At 68.3% G+C, this 16,979-nt stretch carries 13 protein-coding genes, 1 pseudogene and 2 CRISPR repeat arrays; of the genes and pseudogenes, 6 read left to right on the plus strand and 8 right to left on the minus strand.

The window, feature by feature from the left end; all coding sequences use genetic code 11:
- Window positions 1-86 precede the first annotated feature (86 nt).
- Window positions 87-1,175, plus strand: coding sequence for a hypothetical protein (locus tag LCD33_RS00615; RefSeq protein ID WP_224977388.1), 1,089 nt, complete (start codon window positions 87-89; stop codon window positions 1,173-1,175).
- A complete protein-coding gene (gene csb2, locus LCD33_RS00620) occupies window positions 1,172-1,882 on the plus strand; it encodes a type I-U CRISPR-associated protein Csb2 (RefSeq protein ID WP_224977389.1) in 711 nt (236 codons plus the stop codon). Before LCD33_RS00615 ends, csb2 begins: the two co-directional genes overlap by 4 nt.
- A gap of 73 nt (window positions 1,883-1,955) precedes the next feature.
- On the opposite strand, the gene LCD33_RS00625 is transcribed toward csb2, so the two are convergent.
- The 6 genes and pseudogenes from LCD33_RS00625 to LCD33_RS29265 form a co-directional block, all read right to left on the minus strand.
- Window positions 1,956-2,567, minus strand: coding sequence for a hypothetical protein (locus LCD33_RS00625; protein ID WP_224977390.1), 612 nt, complete (start codon window positions 2,565-2,567; stop codon window positions 1,956-1,958).
- Window positions 2,568-2,569: 2 nt separating this feature from the next.
- Window positions 2,570-4,534 carry a putative T7SS-secreted protein gene (locus LCD33_RS00630; RefSeq protein WP_224977391.1) on the minus strand — a complete coding sequence of 655 codons (1,965 nt, stop codon included), beginning with the start codon at window positions 4,532-4,534 and terminating at the stop codon, window positions 2,570-2,572.
- Window positions 4,534-4,989 carry a hypothetical protein gene (locus LCD33_RS00635; protein ID WP_224977392.1) on the minus strand — a complete coding sequence of 152 codons (456 nt, stop codon included), beginning with the start codon at window positions 4,987-4,989 and terminating at the stop codon, window positions 4,534-4,536. The genes LCD33_RS00630 and LCD33_RS00635 overlap by 1 nt, the downstream gene beginning before the upstream one ends.
- Window positions 4,979-5,218 (minus strand): annotated as a pseudogene (locus LCD33_RS00640) (SseB family protein); the annotation flags it as partial. The pseudogene LCD33_RS00640 and the gene LCD33_RS00635, both read right to left, overlap by 11 nt.
- A gap of 204 nt (window positions 5,219-5,422) precedes the next feature.
- A complete protein-coding gene (locus LCD33_RS29260; protein ID WP_224977393.1) occupies window positions 5,423-5,842 on the minus strand; it encodes a DUF6292 family protein in 420 nt (139 codons plus the stop codon).
- 380 nt (window positions 5,843-6,222) lie between these two features.
- A CRISPR array of direct repeats spans window positions 6,223-7,014; the repeat unit is 36 nt; unit sequence GCCGCAATGAGGACCGGCTCGAAGAGCCGGTGACAG.
- Between the two features lie 202 nt (window positions 7,015-7,216).
- Entirely contained in the window at window positions 7,217-8,665 is a 1,449-nt protein-coding gene (locus LCD33_RS29265; protein ID WP_224977394.1) for an SAVED domain-containing protein, read from the minus strand.
- A 246-nt stretch (window positions 8,666-8,911) separates the two neighbouring features.
- Window positions 8,912-9,172: a CRISPR direct-repeat array (repeat unit 36 nt; unit sequence GCCGCAATGAGGACCGGCTCGGAGAGCCGGTGACAG).
- Window positions 9,173-9,497: 325 nt separating this feature from the next.
- Between LCD33_RS29265 and cas1 the strand changes: the two genes are divergently transcribed.
- The 4 genes from cas1 (at window position 9,498) to LCD33_RS00670 (ending at window position 14,208) form a co-directional block, all read left to right on the plus strand.
- Window positions 9,498-11,144 (plus strand): CRISPR-associated endonuclease Cas1, encoded by a 1,647-nt coding sequence (cas1, locus tag LCD33_RS00655; protein ID WP_224977395.1) that lies wholly within the window; start codon window positions 9,498-9,500, stop codon window positions 11,142-11,144.
- Between the two features lie 6 nt (window positions 11,145-11,150).
- A complete protein-coding gene (gene cas2 / locus LCD33_RS00660; RefSeq protein WP_224977396.1) occupies window positions 11,151-11,438 on the plus strand; it encodes a CRISPR-associated endonuclease Cas2 in 288 nt (95 codons plus the stop codon).
- A 256-nt stretch (window positions 11,439-11,694) separates the two neighbouring features.
- A complete protein-coding gene (locus tag LCD33_RS00665; protein ID WP_224977397.1) occupies window positions 11,695-12,438 on the plus strand; it encodes a DUF5343 domain-containing protein in 744 nt (247 codons plus the stop codon).
- A gap of 66 nt (window positions 12,439-12,504) precedes the next feature.
- On the plus strand, window positions 12,505-14,208 hold the full coding sequence (locus LCD33_RS00670) for a DEAD/DEAH box helicase family protein (RefSeq protein ID WP_224977398.1): 1,704 nt from the start codon (window positions 12,505-12,507) through the stop codon (window positions 14,206-14,208).
- A 736-nt stretch (window positions 14,209-14,944) separates the two neighbouring features.
- Here the strand turns inward: LCD33_RS00670 and LCD33_RS00675 are convergent.
- Window positions 14,945-15,217: a hypothetical protein gene (locus tag LCD33_RS00675; protein ID WP_224977399.1), complete on the minus strand. Its 273-nt coding sequence runs from the start codon at window positions 15,215-15,217 to the stop codon at window positions 14,945-14,947.
- A gap of 701 nt (window positions 15,218-15,918) precedes the next feature.
- A complete protein-coding gene (locus LCD33_RS00680) occupies window positions 15,919-16,896 on the minus strand; it encodes an aldo/keto reductase (RefSeq protein WP_224977400.1) in 978 nt (325 codons plus the stop codon).
- Between the last annotated feature and the right edge of the window lie 83 nt (window positions 16,897-16,979).

Here is a 16,979-nt window from a genome sequence, read left to right on the forward strand (position 1 = left end):
TCCCAGATGACCCTGGCTCGTTCGATGAAGCGTGCCGGAGCGTGCGGTACAGTACACCGTCCGTCCGACCGGATCACCGGAGAGTCATGCGGAAGTTGTTCTCCTCGCTGGTCAAAGCATCGACACGCGTGGCGTTGGCGGACTATTTCACCGCCGCCACCTCGGGTGCGCTGACCGCGGCATTCGCATTGCTGATCGAGGACCTGTTCCCGAAACCAGGCGATCAGCTGGACTTGTCCCCGGTGCGGTTCGTGGTGTTCGGCATTCTCGTCCTCGTCGTGCTCGCCGCAATGCTGTTGCGGCGGCGGTTCCGCACGACCGCCGGAACCTTGTTGAGCGTGCAAGTGCTCGATGAGGGGATGGGGGACTTGACGACGAATGAGGAGTCCCGCGAACTGGCGCAGGACCGCGCCATGTCGATCCGCACGGTGCACCGGTGGGCTGACCTGCCCGGAAGCACGCGCGGCGGAGTGATCGACGTGGTCGACACGTGCGCGGAGGCGGGTGCCGCGGCGGACCTCCTGGTGAACACGGTGCCGGAGGACGGGCGGATCGTGGTGGCCCCGAACCTGCTGTGGCCGATCGCGCTCTCGGTCGGTGGCGCGTTGCCGTTGGCCGAACGCGATGTCTGGCTCGTGGAACTGTCCACTCACGACAAACATCCGAACGAAGAATTCGAACTGGACAAGTCCGATCTGCACGCGGCTGTTCCGGTCGATCTCGATCCGATCGAGTTGAAGGAACCGAGCGGGGATCGGGTCGGGGTGTCGATCAACCTGACTCAAGCACAGGTCACGTCCCAGCCGGACGAATTGCTGCGTTCTTTCGAAGTGCGAACCGTGCACCACGTGCATCGTCCGGGCGGGGTCGGGGAAGTGGTCGAAGTGGACGGCCGGCTTCAGGTGCATTTCTCCGGTGCGGAACTTGCCCGGGTCGCGCGTTCGGTGGCGGTTCAGCTGGTGCGCATCAAGGAGAGTTGCGGCGAGCGGGAGCTCGTCGTGACGGCGCGCATGCCGAAAACGGTCGCGGTCGCGGTCGGCTGGTATCTCGCCCAGTTCAAGTGCCGCTTCTACCGCGGCACCCACCTGTTGCACTATTCGGGCCCGGGGAAGCCGACATTGCCGATGCGGGTGCGCCGAGCGCAGTCGAGCAGGTTCGGGGCCGAACCGGTATGACGCGAACCGGAACTCGCACCGACCGGCTGCTGACCTTCGCGTTTCCGGACGGCATCAGCATCGCGCCACGCCGTGCGGGCAAGATCGGAGCCCTGTTGCGGCAGGCCGTCATGAGCCGGATGCCGGACCCGCTGCCTCCCGAGGTCTCGGGTCACGACGCCGACCACCTCCAGCACGTCGCCTACCTGCCGCTGCTCGATGCGGGCCGTCCCGCCGCGACCGGGCAGATCACCGGAGTCGGCGTCTCGGTCCCGGCAGGCAGCCCGGATCTGGCGACGCTCCTGCGCGATGTCCTGCGGGCGCGGAACTTCCACCTCCGGCTGTCCCGAACCAGCCTGCCGTTGCAGGAGCCCGCACGGAACGATCCGGTCCTGGAACCATCGCGGTGGACGGCGTCCTCGCTGAGGTGGTCCACGGTGACGCCGATCGTGTTCGACCGCTTTCCCGGCCGGGGCGGCGAAAACGCGGAACTCGCCCGCGCCTGCGTCCACATGGGACTACCCGAACCGTCCCGCATCGCCACCGCCCGCGACCCCTTCCTGCCCGGAGCCGCCGACCTCGCCCGCCGAGACCTCGCCCGCCAGGAACCCCGGCCGCGCCCCTACACCCACGCCACCATCGAGTTCCCCATAGCGGTCACGGGCCCCCTGCTCCTCGGCGCCCAGCGGTACCTCGGCATGGGCCTCCTCAAGCCCACGAGCGCCTGACAGTCCGGAAAAGCTCACCGCGCTGAGAACGCGGACCAGCCGACTACTCGGCCGCGCATTCCTGGGGTCTGCCTCATTCGGCCGTTTTCGCCGCGGCGAGGGCGGCGAACTCCGCGCCCGGCAGCCACAGCGACAGCTCGGTGCCCGGGTTGAAGTACACCCTCGCGCCAGGCGTGCTGTTCGCGACGGACAGCGCCACGTGCCCAGGGATCGGGTGGTGGTGCGGCCAAGTGCAGAACTTCGCCGAAGTGCACAACCCCAGGACCGTCCCACCCGGACGCTCGGGGTCACCGATCATGGAGATGGTCGTATCCCCCTCGTACTGGGCGTAGACGAGCACGTTCTGGGCCGCGGCCAGTGCATCGGCAAGGTGACCGAGCGCGTTGAAGCCGTGCATCACCCGCCACAGGGTCAGTTCCAGCCCGTTGGCGAAGTTCCATCCGCCGGTACGGGCAGAGCTGGGCTCGTAATCGGGGTTGATGAGCGTCTTGACGATGGCACCGGTGCTGTCGGACTTGTATCCGCCCTGGATCGCGAACCGCGGCGGCGACACACCCGGACGGATGGCAGGGTCGGCATAGGTGATCCACTCGCCCGGCTTGGTCGCCGCTTCTGCGCGGAGCGCGTCGTCGATCGGCGGAAGCGGCCACGGTCCGACCATCGTGCTCCGCTGCAATTCGGTCATCGTCATTCTCCTGTGTCGCCGAAGCCGATGTTTCTGTACCAGGGATTGTTGAACCAACGTGGTACGCCGTCGACCTTCGTCCAGCCACCTCGGATGTGTTCACGCGGAACACCGTTGATGTAGATTTTCTCGCCCTCTCCGTGGCTGACGAATCGGTCCCCGTCGAGCACCTTGAACGTCGCGTCGACATCGACAGCTGGCGTCGGCGATCGGATGTCGAGCACGACGCCATCGCCGATGCCGCCATCACGGGCCAGTGCGTGGCCGAGCTCAGTAGTGGTGGAGACGTAGGGGCTCGGCATCCCACCCTCACCCACGTGCGCCCCCAGGGAATGGATGTTCACCGCCGCGTCGGGTTGCCGAGCATGGATGCCGTCACTGAACACCCGTTCCAGGCTTACGCCTTCAATCTTGCGGTAGACCGGCTCGGCACTGGTCCTGTAGATGAACTCTTTCGGCAGCTCCTTGTAGGAGTTGACCGGCTCACCGGTGCTCAGGTTGACCGGGTCGCGGGTGAGCCCGTCGGGCAGCGGGTTGTCGGGGGAGAGATCGTGCCACCCGTGCTGGCCGAACCCGATGGGGTCCTTAGTGTTCGCCTCGGGGTCGCTGTGCACGCTGCGGTAGGCCTCGTCGAACTTCTCGCCCGCCTCGAAACCGGGCAGCTCCCGGTGGTCCGGCAGCGGCTCCCGCGCGGTGTTCGGGACCGCTTCGGGTGTTGTGGGACCGTGCTCGGACGAGGTCGTCGCGTGGCCGTGGTGCGGCGCCTGCGGCGGTGCCGAATCGGGGGTGGCCGCGGCCGGTGGGTGCGTTCCGGACGGTTCCGGAAACCGGCCCCACTGCGGCGCACCGGGCGGCGGCGTCGATGGCGGTGCGGCAGGGCGTGGCGGGCTGGCGGGGCCCGGTGTCGGTCCGTCCAGGTGCGGGTGCAGGCCCGCCGGTTTCATGCCGGGCTTGAGGCCCTTGGCCAGGCGGGAGGCGATGCCGCCACCACCGGCGAGGGAGGCCAGGGCGTTGGGGATCGCCGCCCCGAGCGTGCGCGCGGGGTCGTTGCGCCACCCGTCGATGTCGACGCTGGCTTTGACCGCGGCGTAGGGGTTGGCGACCGCGCCGATCACGCCTTGGGCCAACATCGAGGTGTTCTGCGCGGCCTGACCTGGGTGGGTGAGGTTGTAGGGATCGATGAACGACAACGACCGGCCGAACTTCACCAGCTCGCCGGCACCCTCGGCGGCACCGGCCAGGATCGAGGCGTTCGTGCGCACCAAGGCCTCGGCCATGTCGCTGGCCGTGCGGGCCAGCTGGGTCAGCATCCCCGGCGAGGCAGGGGCCTGCGACGCGGCATGGCGCACCGCGGACGCGGAGGCACGTCCCGCCGCGGCGACATCCTCGCGGGCAGCGTCGAGGGCCGCCTGGGCGGCCGCGCGATCAGCAGCAGCCGGATCGCGGAACGCCCCGGGCGGTGCCGGTGGCGCGGGGCCGCCCGCGTTCGCCGCCGCCACGGCGTCGTTGTAGTGATCGACCTGGGCGTTGTGGGCGTCGGCCGCTGCTTTCGACGCCTCCTCCGCCCGCTCCAGATCATCGCGGGCGCGTTCGGCGGCGGCTTTGCAGCGGGCCAGCACCGCCGCGAATTCCGCTGTCGCCGCACCGGCTTCCGCGAACGCCTCGGAGGCGGTCTGCCACTGCGGGGGCGCGGTGGTCAGGTGCTCGCGGGCGGCATCAGCGGCCCTGCCCTGCCAGGTGCCCGTGTCGATGCGACGGAACCCGTCGGCCGCACGGCCGAACGCCTCGCCCAAGCGGGTCAGGTGCTCGGCGAGGGTGCGGACCTGCTCGGGATCGCCGGGCATGACGTCGCCGTCGACGAGCCCGATCGCCTGGCCGATCGCTTTGCCCGCTGAACCGGCGTGCTCGGTGACGGTGTTCCAGATCGAGGAGGCGTCGTCGCCGAGGGAGCTGTTGTTGGTGACCATCACTGCCCCTGCTGGTCGGGGCGGATGCCCAGGGTCGGCAGCTCGTCCTGCACGATCGAGGACCAGGACTGCTGATCCCAGGCGTCCGAGTCCTGCATCGGGTCGCCGATCGCGGTGTGCAGCACGCGCTTGATCGCCTTGGTGGCTTCTTCATCGGCGCGCTCGTAGACGCTGCGGCTCTCGGAGAGGGCGTCGGCGGCGGCCTGGCCGTCGTCGACGAGGATGCGCATACCCCACTCCCACGCGGTGGCGAACTCGGTGAGCGCGGCGCGCAGCTCGTCGTGACCGGTGTAGGCGGCGCTGGAGATGACCTCCTCGGCCATGCCGCCACCCTCGGCGGCCCAGGCGCCGAAGCCCCACCCGGCCATCTCGGTCAGCTCGGCGACCGCGTCCCGGATACCGCCTTCGGCGGTGTGCAGCGCGTCCAGATCGACGCCGAACGCCTCATGCCCCATCGTCGGCTCCTTCGTCGGTGGCGGGCATGTGCGGGGGCAGTGCCAGCACGTGCTCGGCGCCCGGGTCGAGCACCAGCCCGGTGCCTGGCGGCAATGCGGACAGCACCGCGTCCAGGACCTCCGCGCCGGAGAGCGTGCCGTAGGTGCAGGGCTGGTTGCCGCGACCCGAGGCCACCGCGAACGCCGCCAAGTGATCGAGGGAGGTGAACACCGGCAGCCACGCCAGATCCTGCTGGTGAACCGCGGTGACCTCGTGCCCGCTGCGGGGTGCGGGTCACCTCCACCCACAACATCGCCGCGCGGAACCGCGCCGCCAGCTCCGAGCCGACGTCGGCACCGGTCTTGGCCCGGCGGACCACCTCCACCAGCGGATCCTCGGTGACCGCGGCGGGCGGGTCGAGGGTGTCGACCATTCGCAGGACGCGCGGGGTGCTCACGCCTGGTCCTCCTCGCGCCCGGCCGATACCGGACCGGCGGGGGTGTAGCGCGCGAGCTCCTCATCGAGACCGCCGGAGTCGTCGGCCAGCAGCGCGGGCGGGCGGGGCGCGATCCACGCCGGGGCCGTCAGCACCAGCGCGATCCAGGCAGCCGCGACCGCAGGCGCGGGCACCAGCAGCTGCCCGTGGGCGACGGTGGTCGACCCGCCGGGGTGCACCATCGTCACCGACCAGCCGTCGTGTTCGTCCCAGCGGGCGGTGGCGGCTTGCAGATCCTCGAACTCGGTCTCCGCGGGCAGTTCCAAGCCCAGGCTGGCGTGGCGCTGTGCGGTGTCGTCGATGACGACCTCGCACAGCACCAGCCCCTCGGCGCGGATCGCCTCCACGCAGGCGGTGATGTAGGCGGTGTGGTTCACGGCGATTTCTTTCGTCAGCGGGGCGGTTCCGCGCGCGCATCGGGGCGAGTGGGCATGGCAGGTCGAGCCGTCGCGGCCGGGGCTAGGCCAAGTGCTGGGCCGCTGAGCGGCGCAGCCGGCACGGCCCGCAGCTGAACGGCGCTCGCCGAGGCCGGAACCGGTCTGGTGATCCACACAGGATGCAGCCTGTCCGATGACCACCGCCCGGCGCAGGAGAACGACCACGACGTGATCATCGGCACGGTGGTCGCTCGGCGATGTCGCGGAAGCGTTCCTCATGACGGCCGAGGACTCCACCGACAGCGATGGCCCCGCATGTGGAAGTGGCGCGCAACCCCAGCGGCAGTCGGCCTGCGCGATCTCGCACTACGTCATTTCGAGCCGCAATGAGGACCGGCTCGAAGAGCCGGTGACAGGCCGAGGCAGATGCTTTCCTCGCTCCCGTGCTCAGCGGTGGGTGGCTGCAATGGGGACCGGCTCAAGAGCCGGTGACAGGTGAGCGGATCTTCCCGCTGGTGTACGCGATGTCGATCGGGCCGCAATGAGGGCCGCTCGAAGAGCCGGTGACAGCACCACGCGGACGGGACGCCGGTGCAGGACCACCTCCGCGCCGCCGCAATAAGGACCGGCTCGAAGAGCCGGTGACAGCTCAAAGCGTGTTGGCGGCGATACGCATGCTTCTGCCACGCCGCAATGAGGACCGGCTCGAAGAGCCGGTGACAGGTTGAACGCGGTGCTGGCCGACGCCGAGCCCTGGCAGGCCGCAATGAGGACCGGCTCGAAGAGCCGGTGACAGTGTGTGTCCTGCAGGCACAGCAGCAGCCGTCCCGGGGTGCCGCAATGAGGACCGGCTCGAAGAGCCGGTGACAGGCCCGTACCCCATCACGCACTGGGCGAAAAACCACGTCGCCGCAATGAGGACCGGCTCGAAGAGCCGGTGACAGCTGTACTCCGTGCTCGGTGTGCCCTGGGGCGCCTCGGCCGGCCGCAATGAGGACCGGCTCGAAGAGCCGGTGACAGAGAGGAGCGGGTGCGCGCCGACGCTGTGGGCGTCTTGTCCAGCCGCAATGAGGACCGGCTCGAAGAGCCGGTGACAGCGTGTTCAGCAGCGGCCCAGCGCCGGTGCCCGGCGATCAGCCGCAATGAGGACCGGCTCGGAGAGCCGGTGACAGGGACCCTGCTTGAGCGGTTTTCTGACCTGGGTTTTCAAAGATCGTCGCGAGCGGTGCCGGGTGGAGATCGCGAGTAAACGCTGGCTGGATCTTAGCGGTCCCGGGAACCGCCCCTGAACTGCGGGAACGGGAAGCGAGCGGCTACGCCTGGCGTGCGCGGAAACCGAGCCGCTCGCATCGGGGCTTGTGGGCCGTGTCGTGGTCAGCGGACGGTGAGCGTCTCTGCGTAGTCGCGCGGCGGCAGGTATTCGTACAGCGTGGTCGTGGGGAGGAGGTTCCACTGGTGGCCGAGCATGAGCGCCACGCCGGCCGGTGCGGCCAAGAACAGGTGAATCCGGTCGGTGTACGGGTCGTGTTCTTTCGACACAGCCCGCAGATGGTCGCGGGCGGCTCGTGCCCACCCGGCGGCCCAGCTTCCGTCGGGAACCGCTGTCTGCCCGGGCATGCCGGGAGGCCCGAGGACGATTAATCGTCCGATGGCGGAGTTCGTGTTGCGCGCCCAATTGGTGATGTCGGCGGTCGGATCGTGGGTGAGCGCCACCCCCACGGCGAGGTCTGTTCCGCAGCCGAGGGTGATGTCGCAGAGTTCGCGGGGTGTCACGGATGCAGGAGATGCGGTGGACCATTCCGCGGTGGCATGCTCGAGGCTGAGCACCCATCGGCGGGTTTCCGGCATGGCGAAGCCGATGGCGAACCACAGGGGGAGTCGCATGTGTCCGGTCACGTGGACTCTCCGCGTGCGGTACGCCTCCAGTTCGCGCACCTTCGCGGCCAATGATGGCTGGACTTTCTCCTGCCAGTCCGAATGGTGGTGAAGCACTCGGCGCTCGCGCGGCGTGTCACCGGCGTAGAGGTCGACGATGTCGAGCGTCGCGTTCGGGGTGACAAAGGATGAATCCCGGTCCATGCCGTGGACTTGGAACGTCAGGGTACCGGTTCTGGCCAGTAGTTCTTTCGCAGCCACCTGCTGCTTCAGCGAATCCCTGTCCTGTCGAGTCGCCCCCGTCTTCACCCAAGTTCGGACGAGATCTTTGCCGATGGCCAGTGCTTCGTCGTCGTCGCGCAGTCCTGCCAGTTTCATCTGTGATCGTGTCTTGTCCACCCAGTCGCGTTCACTTCCTGAGTGCCGCAACGTCAGCTCGCGGAGGAAGTCGATGAGCTCGGTGAGGTCGATCCCGAGGTGTGTGCTCCACCGCTTGCACGCCCTGCCCAGCGCGCCACGTGGTTTCAATGGAATTCGGCCGACGTCGATCTGCTCTTCGTAGAGGTCGAGGAGGCTGCCGAGGAGTGGGTGGTTCGGGTCGAACCCACGGTTGGTCACCAGGACGTACTCGTTGTCGTCGCTGGTGGAGCGCAGTGCACGCCAGGTTGAATGGAAGCGCTGCAACGGGCTTCGGCCGTTGGGAGTGCTGGCGAACAGGTAGTTCTCGTCGATGATCCTCTTGGCGTAGTTGGACGTCTTCACCTGGAAGTAGGAGGTTCGTCCGGAACCGCGCCGCACCACCACATCGTCGAAGGCGCCGCCCGCAGGATCTTCGACGCCGATGGATCCGATCTCCGGATCGTTCAACATGCAGCACGCCCAATACCAGCCGACGACGTGCTGGTAGTCATCACCGCGAATCGCCGCAGCACGCGCCGAAAGCGCCACCTCGACACCTACCCTTCGTGAACGGCCCGCTTCCGAAACCGCTTGGCGCGCAGAGTACCAACATGATCACCCGAAGTGAGTGGCTGTCTGCTGCGGAGTGGTGGCGAGCCCCGGTTCGGCGAACCACTTACCGACAACGTCGCCGGTTCCGATCGGGCGAGTGGTACTCGGGGCCGTAGTAACGACCGACCCGAAGAGCCGGCGGCGCGAATATCGGCTACGCCGTCAAGTTTCAGCGGGTTAGCAGCCGCAATGAGGACCGGCTCGGAGAGCCGGTGACAGGTGTTTGCTGATCGGCATTGATTCCCTTTCGGATGGAGTGGCCGCAATGAGGACCGGCTCGGAGAGCCGGTGACAGCGGTGGAGACGGCGAAGCCACCCTTGCGCCTCTTGTATGAGTGCCGCAATGAGGACCGGCTCGGAGAGCCGGTGACAGACGCCCTGGCGGCCCGGTACGGCTGTGATGCCCTCGCCGCAATGAGGACCGGCTCGGAGAGCCGGTGACAGGGACCCTGCTTTAGGGGCGTTCTGACCTGGATTTTCAAAGATCGTTGCGAGCGGTGTCGTTCGGAGATCGCGAGGAAACGGTTGCTCGATCTTACCCCACGTCGATCTCGCCCGTGAGCTGCACGAACGCGACGCGAGCGGCTACGCCTGGCTTCGGCTGGTACCGCGCCGCTCGTCGGAGACGCCCTGGCCCGGCGCCGGTTTCCGGCGACCCGGTGCCTCCGTCTGCGGACCGCGAACAACCCGAACGAGGGACGCGTTGCGGTGCGGGGTCTGCGCGATCCTGGAGAGGTCACAGGAAGCCCGCTCATCCAGGGGCACCGTCATGGAACCTGAACTCTTCATCCCGGCGCGTGCGCTCAGCAAGTTCGTCTACTGTCCCCGGCTGTTCCACCTGGAGCAGGCGCAGGGGTATTGGCGGGACTCGGAGGAGACGCGCCTCGGCAGCCATGTCCATCGTGTCGTCGATCGGCCTGGGAGCGGTTTGCCGCCGCTGCAGGCCATCCGGGCCGAGGGATGGCGCACCCGCTCGGTCCGGTTGTCGTCGGCGGAGTTGGGGGTGGTCGCGGTCTGCGATGTCGTCGAGGGCGTCGGTGACCGGACTTGTCCGGTGGAGTACCGCCGAGGTGGTCCGGCTCCGGGTGGCGGGCCGTGGCCGTCCGAGCGGGCGCAGGTGCTGCTGCAGATCCTGCTGCTGGTGCGGCACGGATATCGCTGTGACCACGGCTGCATCTGGTACGACCGCGTTCGGCGGCGGGTCGAGGTTCCGTGGACGTGGGAAGCGGAACGGGAAGTTCTCGAAGCGCTCTCCGAAGCGCGTGCCGTCGCAGAGCGGGCTGAGCCACCGCCACCGCTGAAGCACAGCAACCGGTGCCCGGGCTGCGCTTTGCTGGGTGTCTGCATGCCGGACGAGATCAATGAACTGGCCGGGCGCGATCCGGAACCACCGCGTCGCCTGCTGGCTCGGGACCCGGATCGATTCCCCTGCTATGTCACGGAACCCGGCAGCACGGTGGGTGTGCGCAACGGGCGGATCGTGGTGGCCAGGGGGCGAGAACGGCAGTTGTCGATGCGGTTGCGCGACGTCCTGCACCTGGTGTTGGCGGGGCCGGTTCAGCTCAGCAGCCAGGCCGTGCACGCCCTCGCCGAACAGGGCAGCCCCGTGGTGTGGACCTCCACCGGCGGCTGGTTGAAGGCCGTCGCGGTGCCGGTGGCGGGCAAGCACGTCGAGTTGCGACGCAGGCAGTACACCACGTCGCCGGCGCAGGGCGTGGACTTCGCTCGCGCCATCGTGCTGGGCAAGATCCGCAACTGCCGAACCTTGTTGCGCCGCAACGGAAGCCTGGCCGCATCGGATCGTGCTCGACTCGACGACGCGATCAAGCGAGCGAGCAGGGCGGAGGCGGTGAGCACCTTGCTCGGCGTCGAAGGTTCGGCTGCGGCTGCGTACTTCCAAGCGCTGCCCGGTGCCTTCCGGTCCGACAACAGGCTTCCCGCTCCGCTGTTCGAGCAGACGGGCCGGACCCGTCGACCGCCGCTGGATCCGGTGAGCTGCCTGTTGTCGTACCTGTACGCGTTGCTGGTCAAGGACCTCACGGTCGCCTGTTACGCGCTCGGTCTCGACCCGTACTTCGGGCTCTACCACCGGCCGCGGTACGGGCGTCCGGCGCTCGTGCTCGACTTGGCTGAGGAGTTCCGGCCGCTCATCGCGGACTCCACCGCCCTGACGCTGATCAACAATCGGCAGGCCGACGGCGGCATGTTCGAGGTGCACCCGACGGCGGTGGCGCTGACCCGCGGCGGGCGGCGCACCGTCATCACGGCCTACGAACGCCGACTCGCCACGGAGGCCGTGCACCCGGTGTTCGGTTACAAGCTCACCTACCGGCGGACTCTCGAGGTCCAGGCCCGGATGTTCGCCGCCTACCTGCTGGACGAGATCCCGCGGTACACGCCTTGCACCACGAGGTGATGCACGATGCCCCGGCATCGCTACCTGGTCGCCTACGACATCCGGGACCCGACCCGGCTGCGCCGAGTCGCGGCCACGCTGGAGCGCTTCGGCGAGCGCGTGCAGTACTCGGTGTTCCTGTGCGATCTGTCCGGCGCCGACCTCGCGGACTTGAGGTTCGAGCTGGGCCGCGTGCTGGATGCGGCACAGGACTCGGTACTGCTCGTAGATCTGGGGCCGTGCGACCACGCCAGGGCGATGGAGGTTCTGGGAACTGGGCGGGCGTGGCCGGTGGTCGGGCCCCGGATCGTGTAGGTCGGATGAGCAGGAATCGCCCACGTAGCTTCTGATCAAGCCCGAACCGGGGGACACCACGTCTCTCGAGCGGGGTGGGCGGAGGACGCCGCCCGCCGGTGACATCCGGGTGCCCCTGATTCGACGCCATCACGTGCCGTGGATGCGAGGCAGCGAGAGTGCGAGGCCGGGCGCAATCCCATTCGGGGATTTGTGCCCTGCCGGTGCCCCGGCGTGCCGCCGTACGGTCGTAGCGTCCGTTGAAGGGAATGATCGGATGGTGCAAGACGAGAAGACGTTCGTCCCGCCTTACCTGGCCTTCCGCGTCCTCATGAACACGGCGGACCGGATGGCGGGAGTCTCATCTCTGCCGGCGGCGATCGACCGGAGCTATCTGAACTGGATGTCCGGCACGGTACAGACCGCTTTTCTGAGTACCGTGCGCCAGTTCGAGTTCGTGGGAGACCAGGACGTTCCTACGGAACGGCTGCGCAGGTTCGTCTACGAGAAGGAGTCGAGACCCGAGATCATCGGCGATCTCATCCGCGAACACTACGCGCCGATCATCGAGATCGGCCAGAAACATGCCACGAAACAACAACTTCACAGTCTATGGAAGGACAACTACGGACAGGACGGGGACACCCGAACACGTGCGATCAAGTTTTTCCTGGACGCGGCGAATTTCGCCGACATCGAACTGAGTCCGGAGTGGGCGAAAACGGGTGGATCCTCCGGTGGACCGGCGGTTCCACGTCCACGGCGGCGTCGTAGCCGCACCGCCCCGAAGCGGACGTCGACAGCCGCCTCGACCGGGGACCAGGGGCATGTCGAAAAGGTTCCGTTGGCATCCGGTGCCGGTGTGCTGACCGTCGGTGTCGACGCCGATCTGTTCCAGATCTCTGAAGAGGACCGCACGTTCGTGTTCGCCTTGGTGGACATGATCCACCAATACCGGCAGAAACACCCGAACCCCGCGGAACCGGAGGACCCCGCGGACAACGACGAAGAACCTGAGTGACCGGCCTGCCTTCCACGGACACCTCCGTGGGTGGCCGACCGGCCAGGTGCAGGAAGAAGTACGGCCATGAAGAACTACGGCCATGATTCCAGACGACGGCTGTCGCCACGCGAGCGGCAGCTGCTGTACGAACGCGCCGGCGGCCGTTGCCAGCGCTGCGGCGTCGAGTTGGGCCCGGCCTACCAGAACGCCCATCTCGCGGCGTCGCGCAACGGCGGTGCGACCGAGGTCGAGAACATGCAGGCGTGGTGCGCGCGCTGCAACCTGGGTCTCGGGGGAGTAGACGCGGACTCGGTTCCGGACCTGACCCTGCGGGACTGGCAGTGCGAGGCGCTGCACACGATCTCGGAAACCCTGTTCCAGCACGGGTTCGCGACCTTGCACGCGGCTCCCGGCGCGGGGAAGACTCGTTTCGCCGGGATCGTGTTCAGGACCCTCCGCGACGCCGGATACGTGGAGCGCATGGTGGTGGTCGTGCCGAACAAGGCGTTGGTCCGCCAATGGCGCAAGGAACTCGCTTTGCTCCGCATCCACCTGGACTCCGAGCCGCGGAACGGAGCGATCGAACATCCCGGCAAGGTCGGGGCGATCGTCAGTTACCAGTCACTGCCCGGGGCTGCCCCGCTGCACGAGCTGCAGCAGGGCCGAAGCAGGACGCTCGTCGTCCTCGACGAGGTGCACCACGTGGCGACCGACGCCTCGTGGGGGCTCGCGGTGCGGAGCATGATCGGTGATGTCACCGGGAACGACCTTCGGGCCGAGGCGGTGTTGAACATGACCGGGACCTTGTTCCGCTCCAGCCCGAAGCGCCGCATCTCCACCGTGCGCTACGAGCGGGTCGAGACCGGGGGCGTGCCGAAGCTGCAGGCCGTCGCGGACTACTCCGTGTCGGCGCGTGAGCTCATCCCCGAGCACCTGCGGCCGCCGGACCTCTACGCGTACGGCGGCCGGGCCCGGTTCGTCGACGTGGTCGCACAACGCGAGGTGCACGCCGACATCGCCGACCTCGAGGAGGCGCCGCGCAACTCGGTGCTGCTGCAAGCCTGCAGCTCGGAGGAGTGGCTGCGCGGGTTCGCGGCGGAGGCGGTGCGGCTGCTGGAGAACCAGCTGTGGGCCATCGACTACGCGGAGCCGTTGAAGCTCCTGTTCGTCGCCCCCACTCAAGAGGCCGCCCGATCGGCGGCGCTGGTGTTGAACCGGGTCACCGGGCGGAATTTCGCGCGGCTGGTCACCTCCGACGAACCCGGCGCGCTGCGCACCCTGCAGCTCGCCGCTCAGGAGAACCGGTCCTGCGGGATCGTCGCCGTCCGGATGATCACCGAAGGGTTCGACTGCCCGCAGGTCTCCACCATCGCCTACGCCACCAACGTCACCGCACCGCTGTTCATCTCGCAGATGATGGCCCGCGCCATGCGCCTCACCACGACCGAACGCGAACGCAAGGCTCCGTTGCCTGCGAACATCCTCGTCCCGGACCACCCGGTGCTGCGCGAGGCCTTCGTGGCAGCACTGGCGAACACGATCCCGCCGACCGACGACCAGGAGAGCACCGAATTCGTGCCGAAGGACCTCGCGACACCGAGCAGCCCGCGCTACGAACTGCTCGGCCTCGATGCGCCCTGGTTCAGCTCGGCGACGGCGCTCGAACAACCCGGCAGGCCGGTGAGCCCGCGGGAAGTCGAAGTCGCCACGTCTATCTGCGAAATTCGGTACATCCCGGTCGTGTGGGCGCCCAGAATGGCCCTCGGGTTCCGGGATTGGAACGGATGACGCCATCCGGCACGTAGCGGACCGAGCGCGACCCGGCCGGGACGTCGGGGCGCCCTCGGCTGGGGCGAGCGGTCCGGTTCGGTCTCGGCCAGGCGTAGCCGCTCGCGTCGAGTTCGCGCAGCTCATGAGCGAGATCGGCATGCGGTAAGATCGAACAACCGTTTCCTCGCGATCTCCGAACGGAACCGCTCGCGACGATCTTTGAAAACCCAGGTCAGAACACCCTTACTGCCGGGTCCCTGTCACCGGCTCTCCGAGCCGGTCCTCATTGCGGCGGGTGCCCCGTCGCGTCGAACCCGGCAGGCAGCACCGCCGGCTGTCACCGGCTCTCCGAGCCGGTCCTCATTGCGGCTCTCCGAGCCGGTCCTCATTGCGGCGCGCGCACGGGCGTGCAGGCGTAGAGCATCCCCACCTGTCACCGGCTCTCCGAGCCGGTCCTCATTGCGGCAGGCGTCGGCCCGAGGTAAGCCGCAGCCGCAGCCGCATCCGCTGTCACCGGCTCTTCGAGCCGGTCCTCATTGCGGCCTGCCAGGTGAAATTGAGTAGGGCGCGGATCGCCGCGGTCTGTCACCGGCTCCCCGAGCCCGTCCCCATCGCGGCATGCACTCGTACCGCAGGAGGACGTACGCCTCCTGCGCCGCCTGTCGCCGGCTTCTTCGAGCCGGTCCTCATTTCGCGGCTCCAACAAGGCGACAGTTGAGCCACTGGGAAGCACCTGCATCTGAGCGCGACCCAGCTAGTGTCGAGCGCCGAAGCTCGGCGGTGGCTTCGGGATGGAGGCGGGCGGCCGCGATTTCGGTGGAGAGGTTCCACGGGCGGAATTCCGGGTCTGGGGTGCCGAACGCGAGAAGTCCCTGGCGGGCCAGGTCGACGGCGATCTCCGCTGCGCGCGCAGCCCTTCTGGAGCGGCGACGGTAGCGAGGACCAGGAGCTGACCGATGGCGGTGATGTCGATGTAGTCGAGATCGCCGTCCGTGACGACGTCGGCGATCAGCTCGTCGCTGATCAACGTTTTCTTCTCGTTCCTACCCTTCGTAGTTGTGCGTTCTGAACCAGCGGACGTCTCCCGGAAAGAACCGGCCCGTTTCCTGGAGCACGTGATGCGCTCCTTCCCGGATCCTGTGTGCAGCTGCGTCCTTGTCGACAGCCCAAGGGATGAACTCGTGGTCGACCATGTCACCAGGAATGATCACGCCGTCCTTCGCCGGCTGAACGGTCACGTCGATGGTCCGCTCAGCGAGCCCTCCGGGGATGCTCCCTGCTGCTGCGGGTGACGCTCTCCGATGTGCGTGTCGGCCCCGCGCACGTGGGGATGCTTCCCGCGACGGCGCGCCCGGCATGGTCCTCAACGCCGCCGTGCTGTGGATTACCCGCTACCTGGACGCCGCCGCCGAGGGGCGCGTGCATTGCCCGCTCGGGGGCGCGAGCGCGTGAGGGCCTCGCCCGCCTCTTCCCGCTGTGCCACGCGAACCGCAACGTGCTCGGCCGCTACGGCTTCTGCGCTTCCACCTCGGCCGACGGCGGCCTGCGCCCGCTGCGTGCCCGGACGCGTCCGAACCGGACGAGGACGACGACACTCGCGTGGGCTGGCGTCCCCGTCCCGCGTCCAGAAGCGGTCCTTCCTGCCCGGCCTGGCACTCTCGCGACTAGGCGCTGCGGGGTGCTTCTCGCAGTACGGTCCACTCTCACACAGCGGCGCGGGCCGGCTGATCAGCGTTCCATCATGCGCAGGCCGGCTTCGGTGTGGGTGTCGCCGGCGGCCGGCGGGAGGCTGGAGAGCGTGGCCAGGACATCGGCGGGCAGCTGGAGGCTGTCGGCGGCGGTGTTCTCCTCGACGCGGGCCACGCGCTTGGTGCCGGGGATGGGGGCGATGTCGTCGCCCTGGGCGAGCAGCCAGGCGATCGCGACCTGCGCGGGCGTGGTTCCTGCCTCTGAGGCGATGGTCTGGACTTCATCGGCGAGGGCCAGGTTGCGCCGGAAGTTCTCACCGGTGAAGCGGGGGTTGCCGCGGCGGAAGTCGCCTTCGTCGAAGTCGTTCTCGTTGCGGACGGTTCCGGTGAGGAAGCCGTGTCCCAGCCGGGAGAACGGCACCAGGCCGATGCCCAGCTCCCGCAGGACCGGCAGGACGCGGTCCTCGATGCCGCGGGTCCACAGCGAGTACTCGGATTGCACGGCGGTGACGGGGTGGACGGCGTGGGCGCGTCGGATGGTGTCCGGGCCGGCCTCGGACAGGCCGATGTGGCGGATCTTGCCCTCGGCGACGAGTTCCGCCAGGGTGCCGACGGTTTCCTCGATCGGGGTGTTCGGGTCGACGCGGTGCTGGTAGTACAGGTCGATGTGGTCGGTGCCCAACCGCTTCAGCGACCCTTCGACGGCGGTCCGGATGTTGGCCGGGCTGGAGTCCACCGTCCACGCACCGGCTCCGGAGTGAGAGACGAGACCGAACTTGGTGGCCAGGACGACCTGCTCCCGGTGGCCTTTGAGGGCCTGGCCGAGGAGGTCCTCGTTGATGTAGGGACCGTAGATCTCGGCGGTGTCGATGAGGGTGACGCCGAGGTCGATGGCCCGGTGCACGGTGCGGATGGACTCCGCATCATCGGTCCCGGCGCCGGTCAGGCCGTGGGACATGCCCATCGCACCCAGACCGATCCGTGCGACGTCGAGGTCTCCCAGCTTGATGTGCTTCATGATGTCGTGCTTCTCCTGACGAATAGGGTTCGGTCGGTTCGGCGCGACCGGCCCGGCGGTGTTGGCGAGCCCGGACGCCGTCC

The sequence above is a fragment of the Saccharopolyspora sp. 7B genome (assembly GCF_020177435.1).
In the GTDB taxonomy this organism is placed as follows: Bacteria; Actinomycetota; Actinomycetes; order Mycobacteriales; family Pseudonocardiaceae; genus Saccharopolyspora_C; species Saccharopolyspora_C gregorii.

Coding starts and splice junctions, on each gene's coding strand:
- LCD33_RS00615 (WP_224977388.1), top strand. CDS start 87: ATGCGGAAGTTGTTCTCCTCGCTGGTCAAAGCATCGACACGCGTGGCG.
- csb2 (WP_224977389.1), top strand. CDS start 1,172: ATGACGCGAACCGGAACTCGCACCGACCGGCTGCTGACCTTCGCGTTT.
- LCD33_RS00625 (WP_224977390.1), bottom strand. CDS start 2,567: ATGACCGAATTGCAGCGGAGCACGATGGTCGGACCGTGGCCGCTTCCG.
- LCD33_RS00630 (WP_224977391.1), bottom strand. CDS start 4,534: ATGGTCACCAACAACAGCTCCCTCGGCGACGACGCCTCCTCGATCTGG.
- LCD33_RS00635 (WP_224977392.1), bottom strand. CDS start 4,989: ATGGGGCATGAGGCGTTCGGCGTCGATCTGGACGCGCTGCACACCGCC.
- cas1 (WP_224977395.1), top strand. CDS start 9,498: ATGGAACCTGAACTCTTCATCCCGGCGCGTGCGCTCAGCAAGTTCGTC.
- cas2 (WP_224977396.1), top strand. CDS start 11,151: ATGCCCCGGCATCGCTACCTGGTCGCCTACGACATCCGGGACCCGACC.
- LCD33_RS00665 (WP_224977397.1), top strand. CDS start 11,695: ATGGTGCAAGACGAGAAGACGTTCGTCCCGCCTTACCTGGCCTTCCGC.
- LCD33_RS00670 (WP_224977398.1), top strand. CDS start 12,505: ATGAAGAACTACGGCCATGATTCCAGACGACGGCTGTCGCCACGCGAG.
- LCD33_RS00680 (WP_224977400.1), bottom strand. CDS start 16,896: ATGAAGCACATCAAGCTGGGAGACCTCGACGTCGCACGGATCGGTCTG.